Annotated in this window: 15 protein-coding genes and 1 riboswitch; of the genes, 2 read left to right on the forward strand and 13 right to left on the reverse strand. The window is 38.1% G+C overall.

What is annotated here, in order from left to right; genetic code table 11:
• Positions 1-44: 44 nt before the first annotated feature.
• The 7 genes from ACFX4G_RS01495 to ACFX4G_RS01525 all read right to left on the reverse strand — a co-directional run bounded on the left by ACFX4G_RS01495 (position 45) and on the right by ACFX4G_RS01525 (position 6024).
• Complete coding sequence (locus tag ACFX4G_RS01495) at positions 45-956, reverse strand: MerR family transcriptional regulator (protein WP_025750422.1); 912 nt, start codon at positions 954-956, stop codon at positions 45-47.
• Between the two features lie 107 nt (positions 957-1063).
• A complete protein-coding gene (locus ACFX4G_RS01500; protein ID WP_377572679.1) occupies positions 1064-1831 on the reverse strand; it encodes a metallophosphoesterase in 768 nt (255 codons plus the stop codon).
• Positions 1832-1851: 20 nt separating this feature from the next.
• Positions 1852-2226 (reverse strand): hypothetical protein, encoded by a 375-nt coding sequence (locus ACFX4G_RS01505; RefSeq protein ID WP_013084909.1) that lies wholly within the window; start codon positions 2224-2226, stop codon positions 1852-1854.
• Positions 2227-2280: 54 nt separating this feature from the next.
• Positions 2281-2733, reverse strand: a complete 453-nt coding sequence (locus tag ACFX4G_RS01510; RefSeq protein ID WP_097824550.1) for a DUF2663 family protein — start codon at positions 2731-2733, stop codon at positions 2281-2283.
• A gap of 95 nt (positions 2734-2828) precedes the next feature.
• A complete protein-coding gene (locus ACFX4G_RS01515; protein WP_280158610.1) occupies positions 2829-3434 on the reverse strand; it encodes a CPBP family intramembrane glutamic endopeptidase in 606 nt (201 codons plus the stop codon).
• Positions 3434-4951 carry a RecQ family ATP-dependent DNA helicase gene (locus ACFX4G_RS01520; RefSeq protein ID WP_097824552.1) on the reverse strand — a complete coding sequence of 506 codons (1518 nt, stop codon included), beginning with the start codon at positions 4949-4951 and terminating at the stop codon, positions 3434-3436. The genes ACFX4G_RS01515 and ACFX4G_RS01520 overlap by 1 nt, the downstream gene beginning before the upstream one ends.
• A gap of 23 nt (positions 4952-4974) precedes the next feature.
• Entirely contained in the window at positions 4975-6024 is a 1050-nt protein-coding gene (locus ACFX4G_RS01525) for a YpbB family protein (protein ID WP_043976350.1), read from the reverse strand.
• Between the two features lie 257 nt (positions 6025-6281).
• On the opposite strand from ACFX4G_RS01525, the gene ACFX4G_RS01530 reads away from it, so the two are divergent.
• Complete coding sequence (locus ACFX4G_RS01530) at positions 6282-6530, forward strand: ferredoxin (RefSeq protein WP_013059046.1); 249 nt, start codon at positions 6282-6284, stop codon at positions 6528-6530.
• 78 nt (positions 6531-6608) lie between these two features.
• Here ACFX4G_RS01530 and ACFX4G_RS01535 read toward each other — a convergent pair whose 3' ends face one another.
• Positions 6609-7184 carry an ECF transporter S component gene (locus ACFX4G_RS01535; RefSeq protein WP_013084915.1) on the reverse strand — a complete coding sequence of 192 codons (576 nt, stop codon included), beginning with the start codon at positions 7182-7184 and terminating at the stop codon, positions 6609-6611.
• 154 nt (positions 7185-7338) lie between these two features.
• Positions 7339-7481, reverse strand: a riboswitch (FMN riboswitch).
• 298 nt (positions 7482-7779) lie between these two features.
• On the opposite strand from ACFX4G_RS01535, the gene serA reads away from it, so the two are divergent.
• Positions 7780-9354 (forward strand): phosphoglycerate dehydrogenase, encoded by a 1575-nt coding sequence (gene serA, locus ACFX4G_RS01540; RefSeq protein WP_377572683.1) that lies wholly within the window; start codon positions 7780-7782, stop codon positions 9352-9354.
• Between the two features lie 32 nt (positions 9355-9386).
• Here serA and ACFX4G_RS01545 read toward each other — a convergent pair whose 3' ends face one another.
• The 5 genes from ACFX4G_RS01545 to resB form a co-directional block, all read right to left on the reverse strand.
• A complete protein-coding gene (locus ACFX4G_RS01545) occupies positions 9387-10076 on the reverse strand; it encodes a peptidoglycan DD-metalloendopeptidase family protein (protein WP_097824553.1) in 690 nt (229 codons plus the stop codon).
• A gap of 169 nt (positions 10077-10245) precedes the next feature.
• Positions 10246-12018: an ATP-binding protein gene (locus ACFX4G_RS01550; RefSeq protein ID WP_013084918.1), complete on the reverse strand. Its 1773-nt coding sequence runs from the start codon at positions 12016-12018 to the stop codon at positions 10246-10248.
• Positions 12018-12734, reverse strand: a complete 717-nt coding sequence (locus tag ACFX4G_RS01555) for a response regulator transcription factor (protein ID WP_013059051.1) — start codon at positions 12732-12734, stop codon at positions 12018-12020. The genes ACFX4G_RS01550 and ACFX4G_RS01555 overlap by 1 nt, the downstream gene beginning before the upstream one ends.
• A 349-nt stretch (positions 12735-13083) precedes the next feature.
• On the reverse strand, positions 13084-14262 hold the full coding sequence (gene ccsB, locus ACFX4G_RS01560; RefSeq protein ID WP_025750430.1) for a c-type cytochrome biogenesis protein CcsB: 1179 nt from the start codon (positions 14260-14262) through the stop codon (positions 13084-13086).
• Positions 14263-14273: 11 nt separating this feature from the next.
• The gene (gene resB / locus ACFX4G_RS01565) at positions 14274-15896 is read right to left on the reverse strand and encodes a cytochrome c biogenesis protein ResB (RefSeq protein ID WP_377572685.1); all 1623 of its coding nucleotides are present in this window, start codon (positions 15894-15896) and stop codon (positions 14274-14276) included.
• Between the last annotated feature and the right edge of the window lie 6 nt (positions 15897-15902).

The raw sequence follows: 15902 nt of genomic DNA on the forward strand, positions 1-15902 counted from the left end.
TACTTACGAGTTTACAGGTTTATGATAGGAAAGACAAGCTATTCTCAATCAATTTCTGCTAATTTTTTTGTTAGCCAGCTGTTCCACTCTTCTTTTGTATTTCCTAAAATAAACGGCTGGGCCTCGCCTTTTCTTTTGCTATCTAAACCATCAAACACATAACCGCCTAACCCTACTTTGAGATGCGGGAATTTCTTTATCATTTGGTTCGTCAAGTTTAGTGTTTTCTCGGCATTTTCCATCATTGTGCATGACATAAATAAAAACGTTGGGTCTACTTCTTTAACAATTAACTCGACATCTTTATCTTCAATGCTGCTTCCTAAATAAATAACCTCAAACCCTTTACGGCGTAAAAATAGCGTAAAGACTAGGAGTCCCACTTCATGTGTCTCATTAGGTCCGCATACAGCAATCGCTTTAGGCAATAAGCCATTTGAAGGCAGCGAATAAAAAATCATGCTGATACGCGTTTTTAATACTTGAGTCGTATAATGCTCATGAGCACTTGTAATTTGCCCTTTTTCCCACATATCTCCAACCGTCACGAGTAGAGAACCCAAAATATCAATAACCACTTTTTCTACCGAATACAGGCTAAAAGCATGATTAATTAAATCCTGTGCTTTTCCTTCTTCAAAAGATAAAAGCATCGTTAACAGCTCATCCCTAATTTTTTGAGGGGAATCTACTTCTCCTTCTTCTTCAAACGTTCCTACTGTACTGCTTTCCGTTTCTAATAACGAAACCGCTTGACTGATGGTAAAACCTCCGCTCACTTTTTCCGTGAGCCATTTTAATTTCCGCAAATCTTCCTCTGTATATAACCGATGCCCCGAATCGTTGCGGACAGGATTTAAAATTTGATAACGTCGTTCCCATGCACGCAAAGTTCCCGGCTGGATTCCGACCATATTTGAGATGGCTTTAATATTATACTTCCCTTCGTGAGCCATACGTAACCTCCAACTACTCTTCGTGAACTGTATCTATTAATTGAATTATAGGATAAGTTATCCTGTGTGTAAAATTTGTATATGCTATGTAAAGAGTTTGTTCAAGGCTATTCTTTCCTTTTTAAAGTAATATAATGCGTTTGGGCTCTAGCTTGTAAACGGAGAGGCAAAGAGGTTGTACCATATCCGTTACTGACAAAAAGAGGAATCTTTCTTTTTTCTTTCAGCCCTCCTAATTCATACATACCCAAATTAAATAAGCGTATCTGTCCCCCGTGTGTATGCCCGCTCAAAATTAAATCTACTTTTGATTCTTCATCTACATAATAGATAACATCAGGATTATGGCTTAGAAGAATGGTAAGCTGTTCAGGTTCAATGGAAGAAACGGCTCGCTTTAGATTCATCTGACCTTCTGATAAATCATCTACCCCCGCAAAGTGGCAGGTAGTACCATATTTAGAAACCGCAAAGGCATGCTCATTTTTAAGGGCAATAACTCCTTCATCTTTAAGCATCTGCTTCAATTGCATCTGACTTACTTCGTAATCATTATTTCCCCACACAAAATAGACGGGTCCTAGCGTTTTAAGCTGTTGAATATTTTGACGAGCCCGCACTAAAGGGACTCCTCCTTCTAGTAAATCACCGCCTATGATCACAAAATCTACTTCGCCCGGTATTTTTTCCAACAGCTTCGACGAAACTGTTCGCTTATGTATATCCGATATAAAAAACAGGCGCAAAGGCTGCTGATTTTCAAGAAATCTTGATAAATGAATCGTTCTTTTTTCGACATATGTACGATGGGCTTCTGAAAACATAAAAATCAGCAAGCCTATGCCTAACGCTAAAACAATTAAAAGAATAACCATATATTCTCCTTCTTTTCATTTTATACCCGATGTGTTTCCTTTAAAGAAGAAAGGGCATAAATTATCGCAATTGTTAACAAACCTACTACTTGATAAAGTGCAATTGCACTTAACGATAAAATTCCTATCACACATAGACATGAAACAAGGTATTCATGCCATTTTACCTTATAGCCTTTTAGAAGCAACCGACTTTGCAGAAACACTTTACGAACTGCCGCCGACAGACAAAAAAGAGCCGTAAAAAACAAGATTATAACACTAAACACATCTAACGGATGTAAAATCATTTGAATAAGTAAATAGGTTAACGAAGCTTTTGAGCCTACAGCCGTTAAACTGCTGATATAATAACTGCATAACCACGCAGCCAGCAAGTTAAACCAATCCCTCACAAAAAAACCCCCTTCACTAAACTTCTATGTAAAAAGAGGCTTTTTCATGCGATTCTATTTGTTTTCATGATATAAATTAATTCCATAGGTTGACTGCATCCAGCGGAACGTTTCTTTTCGGTGCTCCCATGTTTCAGGCGTCGCCCATAGCTCTTTGCTTCTTTTAATAATCTCACAGCGCAAATCTTGAAAAGTCTTTTCTGCTTTCTCGCTTTTTTTCTGCAGCTGTACAGTATAAAAGTAAAGTGAGACTGTAAGCAATAGAAACATCAAATGTCCCATGTTGCCTAACAAAAATGAAAAAAATTCGCTAAACGTCGTAAAAAAACCGCTTTGAAATATGAAAAAAAAGTAGCTAATAACAGCCGTTACACTGGCTAAAAACAAAAGCTTCCATTTTTTCTCTTTAGCTTTCAGCTTATTGACTGTCTCTTTTCTTTTAATAACGCTAGCTAATATATATTGAAGTGTTTCATCGTTTTCAAAGTCTATCACTTTGTTTTCCATTATTCCACCCCCCCCCTCGTATGCTAGTACAACATATGAGGGAACATAAAAGATTATGTGGGTAGTATTGAAAATAATGGCTGTTTCCTTAACCTTTACTGCATTAATTCTTCTGGCTGTGCAGATTCCCCTTTTGATTTTCGTATCTGCAGGCCCAATAAAAAATCAATGAGAAAATGAGTAAAAATCGTGACATACAAATTTTCAGTCCACCAAAAAAGCAACCCTATTAAAAAGCTTAAAAACACAACCGAAATAAAAAGAAACCACTTTTTTAAATATCGAATGTGAACCAGTGCAAATACAATACTCGCCCAAAAGAGGCCAAACTGAACTTGTATAACCCCTCGAAATAATATTTCTTCTGAACATGCAACAATTAGGCAAATAAGGATCAGATGAGGAACAGAACGATTAGCAAATAAACGTTCATTGATCCCTCCGTCATCGTATAAATGCTCAGGTACGCATTTCATTAGAAGTATATCTCCTCCTACTACCAAGAGAGCTGTTCCTCCCCCGTACAATAAAATAGAAGACCAATCCAGCTGAAAAAACTGCAAAAAGGAATTCCACGAATCGAATGTAAAAAAACCGATGCCTAAAGCAATGAAGCAGATGAGCAGCTGTGTTACATATAAATTTTTAACTAGCTCTGCATCTGTCATGGATGAAATAAGCTCTTGCTGTGATTTTGCCATTATATCTCTCCTTGACGAAGCAAACGAGCTAATTCTAATTCCCAGCCTTGAAATGTCCATTGCTCCTGCTCACCATTTGTTTTTTTATAGTTTTCTAAATCCAAGCCGCAGCAATCGCAACAATTCTCAAGCTCTGATTTTCCCGTTTCATCGAAATAGCCAAGCAGCACGTGACGACGGCATTCTTTTGTCTTAATAAACCCCTTCATCGCACGATACTTGTCATGTTTGTTTCGAAGACGTTTATTTACAGCTGCAACAATCGTTTCATGCAGCGATGCAGGAATTTTCCAGGGTTCAACATGTTCATTTTTCACTACATTTTCTCTGTACAAATAATAACGAATAAATCGCCAATGTGTTTCTTGAACACCTACTGTATAGAGAAAGTGAGACTCTACTTGTTTTAAAGGAATGGCCTGATCATGGTTTCGTAAATACGACAAGCAGTATAAGATAGTATCTGAAGAAGGAAGCTCAATTTCAAGTAAAGAATGAGCAAAATCATCGTCTCCTTCAGCATAAAGCAAGATCGCAATACTGTTTCGCTGATCGCGTCCACTTCTTCCAATTTCCTGTACATATGCTTCTAGCTGCGTAGGTGTATGAAAATGAATAACAAAGCGAACATTCGATTTGTTAACCCCCATTCCAAATGCACTTGTGCAGCAAATGATATCAAGCTGATTTTCTAAAAATTGCTGTTGAACAAGCATTCTTTCATTCGGTTCCATTCCCCCATGGTAATACTGCACTCGCTGTATCCCATTTTCCTTTAGAAGCTGTGTTAACGCTTCTGTCCAAGATCGGCTGGAACAATAGATAATTCCCGGACCTTGCAGTTCACTAACGTACATCAGTAATTTCTCTTTTTTTTCTTCAATACTTGCAACAAAATCAACTTTCATCGCAATATTACTTCGATTCATGGAATAGATGTGCTCGTTGACAGCAGGAAGCGATAAGTAGCGCTTAATATCTTCCACTACTTCCCTAGTCGCAGTTCCCGTTAGTGCTAGACATAGTGGACTGCCAAGTTCCTTCCATATATCTCCTAGCTGTAGATAATCTAAACGAAAATCATGTCCCCACTGAGAAATACAATGCGCCTCGTCCACAACAAAAAGGCCTACCTTTGCCTGCTTTAATGCTTCTACTACAACAGCATTTTGCAAAATTTCAGGAGATGCATAAATAAAACGATAAAAAGCTAAATTTTTTAGCGCTCGTTGTTTTTCTTCTTGTTGTAGGAAACTATTTAAGGCAATAACTCGCTTTTCTCCGCTTGCCTTTAGTTGTTGAACTTGATCTTCCATCAGTGAAATTAAAGGAGATACAATCAGCACCGGTCGGTTCAACAAATAAGCTGGGAGCTGATAGCACAATGATTTTCCTGTTCCTGTAGGAAGAACCGCTAACACATTATGACCGGTTAAAATATCTTGAATAATCTCTTTTTGTCCTAGTCGAAATTGGCTATAGCCAAATTGTTTCTGTAGAAGTTGTTCTATCTTCACATCAAACACCACTTTTTTTATTATCAGGTAAAATGTTTTGCTAATACGAGACGAATCTGAAAATAGGTAACGTCGTCTTTTACTTCTTCTTTTATCATCTTTAATTTATTTGTACGCAAACCTTCAAAGGCTGAGATAATTTTTTCCTGCTGCTTAGGCGATACGTATGCATCGATTGAAAAAGATGGAACAAACAGAGCTAATTCTGCAATATGGTCTTCAATTGTACTTTCTTTTAAACGCCTTATATAAGCAATTTCTTCAAGCGTCTTGCCTTTTTGAAGCCAGCTATACGTTTTTAACGTCGAGCTTGTCAAAGGCAATTCTAAATATAGATCACGTAAAAAAGAAGACAGTACATGAAAGCTTTCATTATTTTTACTTACTTTTTCAATGATATGGTGAATAACGCCTAAAAGTTGAATATGAACATAATGCTCATCGAGTTCATATTGATATGCTAACTGATTTTTTGTAAAGCCTACTCTTTGGTATCCAGTCAGCTGCAAAACAAAAAGAGACGCGTCCCGTTCCGTGCAGCCTTTCAAGCACGTTCGGAGCTCTTCGAATAGCTCGGCGGCTAACTCTTGACGCGTTTGCTTTTGAGACATAATATACGTTTTGACCCATTGAATGACCTCAGCATTTTTGGAAATGGGTAAAAACCCTTTTTGAAAATACTGTAGGTTTGATAAGGTCTGAATGAACAAAGTGATTCTTGCTAAAAATAATTGAGTACTGCTTGCGAATTTCCATCCGTCTAAAGCTGGATGAAAGGGTCGAGCCGTCAGTTCATCTTCAAGGCGTGCTTGTCCCTTATCTGTCATCACATACTTTTGATTTTCAGTTTCTTCAATATACTGCTGTTCTTTTAAATATGCAACGCAGGTTTCAAAAGACCGTTTATCTAAGTAAACAAATGACTGAAAAAGAAACGAAATTCCAAAAATTTTTCCGTCTTGAATCGTTTGAGCTGACTTTTTACCTGTTAATAAATGATAAATACCATAGGCGGTTCGCTCACCTTTTAACTGTTTTATACAAAATAAAATGCTAACTTGAATATAATTCAAAGGTGTCAACTTCCTTTCTCATTCATTGTACCAAAAGTGACCAATAGCATGTGAGATAAAGGCTTTTTAGCTCTTTCCTTTATGTATTAAAACGTTTGGGTAAGTGAAGAAACCTTGATTTGATAAGCATTCTCAGTGACTTTTCTATTGAAAAGTTTTATAAATCATTTTACAATGAATAAGGAGAAATTTCACTCTTGATTCGCGAAGAGATTATATAATGAGAAATTTTCGAACACTTTACAGGAGGTCTTGTTATGCCAAAATATACAATTGTTGATAAAGATACTTGCATCGCATGCGGCGCTTGCGGAGCAGCAGCACCAGACATTTATGATTATGATGATGAAGGTATTGCATTCGTAACACTAGATGATAACCAAGGTGTAGTAGAAATTCCAGAAGATCTAGAAGATGATATGATGGATGCAATGGAAGGCTGCCCTACGGATTCAATTCGCGTAGCGGATGAAAAATTCGAAGGCGATGCTAATAAATTCGAATAAGTATTGAGCAAACCTGTAGTGTACATGCTGCAGGTTTTTTTATATATAAAAATCGCTCTCCCCGGGAGAGCGATTGAATTAAACAGCAATGCGACGCGTGATCCACTGCTTCATTTTTGAAAACAATAAGACAAAGATAACCCCTGTTGCTGCTCCTTTTATTAAGTTAAACGGCAAAATACCTGCAACGATATATTGACGTGCTTGTTCACTAGACATTTCTGGCGATTGCAAGAAGATTGTATACGCTGGTAAGAAGACATAATAATTTAAGACAGCCATGAGTACCGTCATTACCACCGTACCCGTAACCAAACCTATCGTTACGCCTTTAGCCGTTTTAAATCGGTTGAACATGTATGATACAGGAAGAACGAACAGTAAACCAGCCACAAAGTTAGCCACTTGACCAACTGGAACCCCTGTAGCACTTCCTTGAATTAAATAATTCAATAAATTTTTTATTCCTTCTACTATAACAGCAGCCATCGGTCCAAATACAAGTGCTGCTACGAGTGCAGGAATTTCGCTAAAATCAATTGTTAAAAACGGAGGTAATCCAGGAATTGGAAAATTAATCATCATTAAAATATAAGCAATACTACTTAACATTCCTAGTATGACCAGCTTTTGAGTTTTCTTACTTTGTTGCATCTTGCCTCTCTCCTTCTTTGTGATCCACTCTTCAAAGAAGAAAGGTTCAACTTTATATCCCCACGCAAAAACCTCCCAACAAATGATTCGTTGAGAGGAGACATGGCAGGCATATTTAATAAACGTTCATCACATTAAGTTTTGAACGCTGAACCTCCACCTTCTCCCATCCAGACTGTACTGTCGGCTTTGGAATTTCACCAAATCTGCTCGTATGTATTACATATAAGCTCGCGGGCTCAAAACAATTTGTTTTTTACCGCCGGTCGGGAATTTCACCCTGCCCCGAAGATAGACCAATATTTAATTATGAATTTATTATATGTTATCTCGAATTAAAAGTAAATAAAGAAGTTTTTTAATTCCTATTAAATTGATGTATTTTATAAACTTCATTACTGTTTTATATGTAAAATAAGGAAATAAGTGCATAACCAACAGCATTATGACATATTTATAGTTTCAATTTTACGTTTATAATTGTGTATTTGATAACTAATCGTAAAGTTTGAAAAATACAATTGACAGAATTTTTTTAACATGGTAAATTATCAAATATTTGATGATAGTAAAATCCAAGGGAGATGTTCACGTCATGTATAATGTATTAGTAGCTGATTCAATTAGCAATGAAGGTCTTGCTCCACTACTTGAAGCTCCTCATGTGAATCTTACGCGAAAAAAAGTTGAAGAAGTTGAGAATGATTTGCATACGTACGATGCGCTTTTAGTACGGAGTGCTACGACGGTTACAGAGGATTTGCTGGCAAAAATGCCGAATTTAAAAATTGTTGCTCGCGCTGGAGTAGGTGTCGATAATATTGATATTGAAGCCTCAACCAAACGAGGGGTTGTCGTTATTAACGCGCCGAACGGAAATACCATTTCAACGGCGGAACATACATTTGCTATGATGGCTAGCTTGTTTCGGCATATTCCCCAAGGAAATGCTTCAGTCAAAGCGCGCGAATGGAACCGCTCAGCATTTGTTGGAACAGAGCTTAATCGCAAACACCTGGGCATTATCGGATTTGGACGAATTGGCTCAGAGCTTGCCAAACGCGCAAAAGCCTTCAATATGAGCGTTCACGTTTACGATCCTTTTTTAACCTCTTCCCGAGCTGAAAAGCTAGGCGTAGAACTATTATCCCTGGATGAATTACTAGCAGCAGCGGATGTTATTACCGTGCACACTCCGCTTACCAAAGAAACAAAGGGATTGCTCAATCATGACACGTTAGCCAAAACAAAGAAGGGCGTGTTTTTATTAAACTGCGCACGCGGCGGGATCATTGATGAAAAAGCCTTAGTTCATTATTTAGAAATTGGCCATGTTCAAGGTGCAGCTATTGACGTATTTGAAGTTGAGCCGCCGATTGATAACCCTTTGTTACATTTTGATCAAGTTATTACAACTCCCCATTTAGGAGCTTCTACAAAAGAAGCCCAGCTTAACGTTGCTGAAGACGTGGCACATGACGTTTTGCGTTTTCTAGAAGGTAATCCTGTAAGCTCATCCATTAATTTACCGACGCTTTCTAAAGAAGTTTTTGAAAAAATTCAGCCGTTTACGAGCCTTACTAAACAAATAGGAGCTATTTTATCTCAATGCATGCGAGAACCTGTTCAGCATATCTCTATCTCCTACGGAGGTACAGTGACGGATTTGGAAACCACTTATATTACACGGAGCTTATTATCAGGCTTTTTGACTCATCGTATCGACTCACCTGTTAACGAAGTCAATGCTTCTATGATTGCCAAAGAACGGGGAATTACATTTGGTGAAAAAACATCGGAAGATACGCAAGGATATTCCAATATGATTGACGTTACCGTAACAGGCGAACAGCGTACATTTACCATTACGGGCACCTATATAGCAGGGTATGGACCTCGAATTGTTAATATTGATTCGTTTGATATTGATTTTTATCCGGAAGGACACCTTCTTTATATCCGTCACAGTGATCAGCCCGGAGTTATTGGAAATGTAGGGAAAGTACTTGGAGATTTACGTATTAACATTGCTACCATGCAAGTGGGCCGTAAGCAAAAAGGCGGAGAAGCCATTATGATGCTTACGTTTGATAAGCTTTTAGATGATTCTGTCATCTCTTCGTTAAAACAAACAAACGAAATTGTGACCATACAGCGTATTGAATTGTGACATTGAAAAAAAGAGCCTGAGCGGCTCTTTTTTTATGGACTTATTTTTAACACTTGTCCTGTATTTAACATCGTATTTTCTAAATGATTCCACTTTCTTAGCTGATCCATATCTACTTCATATTTGACTGCGAGCTCAGATAATGTATCTCCTTGATGGATAAGAATACAGTTATCAGAAGTCTGATGTAACTGCTGAAAAACCGTGGCAGCTAAATCGCTTTTTACGTATGCCGATAGTTTTTGCTTGTCCAATTTGGCAAGTGGGTTTACTGCATTGGTTTTATCCGGATTCCAACTTCCTTGATGAACTTCAAAATGCAAATGTGCACCTGAAGAGCGCCCTGTATTGCCAACTCGTCCAATGTTTTGACCAGCGGCTACACGATTTCCTTCTGCAACAAAACGTTCCTCTAGATGAGCATAAACCGTTTCATATCCATTTGTTTGTTTGATAAAAACAACCTGTCCATATGTATTTGAATAATAAGAGCGGCTCACCACTCCTTTTGCGACAGCATACACCTGTTTACCAACAGGTGCTGCTATATCAATTCCAAAGTGTTTGGCGTGACGTGAACCAAATATATCAGTTAAGACTCCTTCAACCGGCCACTCCCACTGCTTCTCTTCTGCTTTTACCATTTGCCCGCCCAAAAATAAAAGACCTATACACAATCCCATTACTAATACAACCAATATTCTTCTTAACACGTCAATCATGAAGAAAGAACCTCCTATGTAGATCATTGCACACAAAACATACTATATGCCAATTCTTTCTCTTTTAGACTTGTTTATAGAAAAAATAAAGAGATGTGATTCTCCACTGAATCACATCTCTTTGTTATTCTTATTATTTCAGCCGAACAAACTGTTATTTAGCATATGTTTACTTTGGCAGTTTGATGAAGAAAGTTGTTCCTTCATTTAATTCACTTTCAACCGCAATGATCCCTTGATGTGCCTCCACGATATTTTTGGCGATTGCAAGCCCAAGACCAGTTCCTGACTTCCCTCTCGTTCTGGCTTTATCCGCTTTATAAAATCGTTCAAATACAAATGGAAGATCTTCTTTCGGAATGCCTGCTCCTGTATCTTGAACAGAAAGATGGATTTCGGATTGACTTTTATCAAGATGCAGCTTTACTTCTCCGTAGTCATCCGTATGACGAATAGCATTATCAATTAAGTTTGTCAGCACTTGTTCCATACGGTCTGAATCAATCATCGCTTCAAATTCATCTTCTACTTTTCCATTAAGAGACAGTTTAATATGTTTTTCTTTAGCTAACCCTTGAAACTTACGCAAAACACGTTCTGTAAATTCAACCATTGCTACAGATTCTAAGTGAAGCTGCACATGTCCCGCTTCCATTCGCGCCAAATCTAAAAGTTCATTTACAAGCCGGCCCATACGGAGTGATTCATCATAAATCACCTGTGCAATTTCTTTCTTTTCTTCATCCGTACTTGCAATATCGTCAATAATAGCTTCACTATAACCTTGAAGCATAGAAATAGGTGTACGCAATTCATGAGACACGTTTGCAATAAAATCTTTTCTCGATTTATCAAGTTTACGCTCTTCAGACATATCCCGTAGTACGGCTACAGCACCGCGAATTTTCGTTTGATTATAGAGCGGTGACATTAAAATGACCCACGTTTTCCCTTGGATTTTCAATTCTGCACTTCGCTCCGTTTCAGTCTCTACTACCGTTTGAAACAAATGGACAACGTTTGCTGGAAGCTCAGGCACCTGCTGATTGTTGACATCCTGCTCGTAATACCAAGTCTGAAGAAAATGCTCCGCTGGGGGATTGGTAATTAAAATCGACCCGTCTCTACTAAACGTAATAACACCGTCTGCCATACTGCTTAAAATACTTGAAAGCTGCTCTTTTTCCTGATTAAGCGCATTGAGGTTAAACTTTAACTGCCTGCCCATTTGATTAAAAGCAATCGCTAACTCTCCAATTTCATCGTGAGTTAAAATAGGTACTTTTGTATCAAAGTTGCCTTTTGTTACTTCAAATGCCGCCTGCCTCATTTTTCTAAGAGGCGCTGTAATTCGAGTGGATAAGAAAAAAGCAAAGATAGTAGTTAAAATAATAGCAATACCTGCAGCCAATAAAATGAACTTAGTCGTATATTGAGCGGGTTCTTCAATTTCAGAAAGAGATTGATACAAATAAACGCCGCCTGTCGGTTTGTTATCTTTCATTAAAGGTACACCGACAACAAACATTAAAGGTTCATCACTCGTGTCTTTCTTTGTGGTCATGTACATTTTTTCCCGTATTACTTTACCTTTTTCAACCACTTGATTTAGCTGATCGTTTTGTTTAACAATGGCCGAAATAGCTTTCTTATTTTCTTTATCAGGATGTGTGGAATGCCAATAAAAATCTTTGTCTTGAACAATAACTACACTTGCTTGGTCTGCAAGTTCACGAGCAATGGATAGTCCTAGTTTTTCATCGTCCGTTTCCTGCACAATGGTAGAGATTTTAGCAGCCGTTTTAGTTAAACGGTTTTCTGCATCTACAACATGATAATTTTCAAAAAACTGAAGCAATAAAATAGTCAAAATAAATAAAACAAGCGTGACGAGCAATAGGATAGTAAACCATAGTTTACCAACTACACTTCTCCAAAACATCAGTTATTTTCAACCTCAAATTTATACCCTACTCCCCATACGGTTACAATCATTTTCGCCGCTTGGGACGATACACGATTTAACTTTTCACGCAAACGCTTGACGTGCGTATCTACCGTACGAAGATCTCCAAAGAAATCATAATGCCATACTTCACGCAGCAGCTGCTCTCTGTCATATACTTTATCTGGCGTTTTTGCGAGATAGCATAATAATTCATATTCTTTTGGAGTTAAGTTAACTTCTTTTCCGTCTGCTGTAACGCGATGTGCATCATTATCAATCGTTAAGTGATCAAAGACAATAAGATTTTTCACGCTCGTTTCTGGTTGAATAAACGTTGCTTGAGAAGAACGTCGAAGCAGTGCTTTTACGCGAAGAACCACTTCTCTTGGGCTAAACGGCTTAACGATATAATCATCTGTGCCTACTTCAAACCCTTGGACTCTGTTTACTTCTTCCCCTTTAGCTGTAAGCATGATAATAGGAGTTGCTTTTTTCTCCCGAATTTGTTTACAAACCTCAATACCATCTATGCCGGGCATCATTAAATCTAATACAATCAAATCATAATCTATGTGTAACGCTTTTTCGATTGCTTCATGCCCATCGGCTGCTTCTTCAATGATGTATCCTTCTTTTTCTAAGTACATTTTTAACAATCGTCTAATGCGATCTTCATCGTCTACTAGCAGTAACCTTTGTTCGTTTTGCATGTATTTTCAACCTCCTAGTCTTAGTGTACAAAAAAAAACCGGCGAGTTCTACTTATGATACCCAAACAATGTGACAATTCGTGAACACCTTTACGAAAAACAGCTTTTTTTACCAAAAAGAGGCTGAGACGCAACGAAATCCATGCAATCTACAGCTGAATAAATAAAATAAAGAAGCTAGTAGGGATCGCTTGTTCCACGGCTATAAGCACCTACATACACGAAACTTGCGTTCACCATCTCAATGAAAAAATCCGAACGAATGAGATTCTCCATCAAGAATCTCATTCGTTCGGATCTTCCTTCAACTAAAATATCTTTGTTTCAGCCTCTATTCTATTTTTAAAGGTTACGCATATGAATGTAAACCTGCAATAATTAGGTTCACAGCCACTAAGTTGAACATAATGATGGCAAATCCGCCAACTGCAAGCCAAGCTGATTTTTCACCGTGCCACCCTTTAGACAGCCGAAGATGAAGAAAAGCAGCGTAAAATAAAAATGTGATCAGCGCCCACACCTCTTTAGGGTCCCACCCCCAAAAGCGCGTCCAGGCCATCTGAGCCCAAATCATAGCAAAAATAAGTGCTCCTAGTGTAAAAATAGGAAACCCAATTGCCACTGCTCTGTAGCTTACTTCATCAAGCAAGTCGCTGTTTACCTGCTTCACAAGCGGCTGCAGCGCGGCTCCAATTCGCTTCCGTAAAATGAAACGAATCAGCCAATATAAGACAAAGCCGCCGCCTAACGACCAAATAACCGTATTTAATTTTTTAGCATTGATAATAGCGGGCATATCAATAAGCGGCTGTATATCGTTCCCGGCTGTCCACTCACTTTGATGCGGCCCCACTAGCGGAACCATATGATATACGACTTGCTCTTGTTCTCCACTTTTATTAATCCAATTAAATGATGACTCGTAGTGAGCCGCATTAAAAGCCAGCGTCACCGCTACAAACCCAAGCGTACTAATAAGCGTATACAGGATGAATTCCAGCCAAAATGCTTTTTTATTTCGCTTGGATTGGTCAATCGTTTTGATTAAATAAATCAATCCTGCAACAAAGCTAATGGAAAGCACGGCTTCACCCGTAGCTGCGGTTGTAACGTGAATATGCAGCCAATTCGTTTGAAGAGCCGGTATCAGCGGCGTAATTTCAGTTGGAAACATGCTTGCATAAGCAATGATCAAAAGAGCCACCGGCAATGCAAACAATCCAAGCATGCTAAGACGATAAATAAAGTAAATAACAATAAATGCGCCAACAAGCATCATGCCAAAAAACGTCGTAAATTCAAATAAATTACTAACAGGAGCGTGGCCTGATGCAATCCACCTTGTAATAAAGTAGCCAATCTGTGCAATAAAGCCGATGATGGTAACCGCAATTCCAAACGTTGCCCACTTTGTTTTCTTTTGAGCTGCTCGCTTATCTCGAATAGCTCCTCCGAAAAAAAAGGTTGCAACTAAATAAGCAATAAACGCCACATACAGTAAATTACTACTTATACTCGCGTAATCCATGCTTTTTCCTCCTATTTTGTTTCTTTATCATTTTGGTCCTTTAGCTGTGTAAGGGATGTTGATTCTAATAAACCATTTAGTTCTTTTTTTAGCCCATACCAGTTTTTATTTGTATGTGCGGCCAACCATATCTCATTATTGACTTTTTGAATCCACATGCGGCGATGATTCCAATACATCCCTTGAATTACACCAATCATAAAGATGGCTCCGCCAATTCCTAAAAACCAAAGCGTATAGTCTCTGCGAACGGTTAATCCCGTTACATTTTTCGTTTCCACACCAGCAAAGGTCATTTTATAATCGTTATTTCCTAGCGGCTCCAAGTTCTCTCTAATTCCAACAAAAGCAACTTCCCCTTTTTTATGCTGAGGGGTAATCATTTTAAATACAAAAGCGGGATTGTTAGGCACTCTGGTCTTTGTATTTGGATTTCCTTCATCATCAAAGAAAAAGTCTGGAAAGTAACTCATGAGCTTGACTTTATATCCGTTTTTTAGATCATATGTTTCTTTTGGATTATGTAAATCTACTGTAAGTGAACCAACGTTTCTATTTGCATTTTTATCTGTTAAATGGAAAGACATAGAGCTAAACTCATTTAACTTGAAGTCCACTTGGTACATGGCATATCCTTCAAACTTAAGCGGCTGATTCACACGAATCTCTGAATCTTTTATTTTCTTTAATTTTGGATCTGCTCCCGGTATAAGCTTTCCTTCGCGCTTATACAAACTAACATCCGCTTCATATTTTTTGGCCACTTTATTATTCCCTGCACGATCAATTGCTTCTTGAAACACGGCGCTTTCGCTATCTTTATCATACATTTCAACAGTAAAACGATGGTTTTTCAAAAAATACTCTCCGTTCGTCCCGGGAATAACTTTTGTTTCACCTTCACGGATCCAAAGAACTTCATCTATATACATACCTGGTACAAACCTAAGCATAGCACCTAGTAAAAAGATAATGAGACCGATATGATTAACGTATGGACCCCATCTTGAGAAGCGTCCTTTTTCAGCCAGCAGATTGCCGTTTTCTTCACGAATAGAGTATCTTCTTTTTTTAAGCATACTTTTTACATGTTCATAATCTTGATCCGTCCACGATGATGAAGTGCTATATAAACGCTGTCTTTTTAAGAAGTTTGGATGTTTTGTTACACTCTGCCTTTTTAGAGCACGGTACAAAGGCACTACTCGATCTAAACTGCAAATGACTAACGACATTCCTAAAGCAGCAATTAAAAGCAAGTACCACCACGATTCGTAGAGATGATGAAAACCTAACTTATAATAAAGCTCTCCTGTCCATCCATATTCCTTTTGGTAATACTCATCTGCTGTCACATTAGGAGGTATGTAAGCTTCTTGAGGATAAATGGTTCCGACTGCAGACGCAACAAGCGTCACAATAATGATCCAAATACCTACTTTTACAGAAGAGAAAAAGTTCCATATTTTATCGATAACTGTTTTATTGTACGTTTGCGATCGCCTTGCGCTTCCTTCATAACGCATATCTACTAATTTATCAGTTGTTTCTTCTGCAATCGGCTTACCACAGGCTTCACACAAAATCGTACCATGCGGGTTAACGTGTCCACATTCACATTTTACGTGTTTCATTGTCAA

The organism is Priestia sp. YIM B13486, assembly GCF_042787865.1.
GTDB classification, from domain to species: Bacteria; Bacillota; Bacilli; order Bacillales; family Bacillaceae_H; genus Priestia; species Priestia megaterium.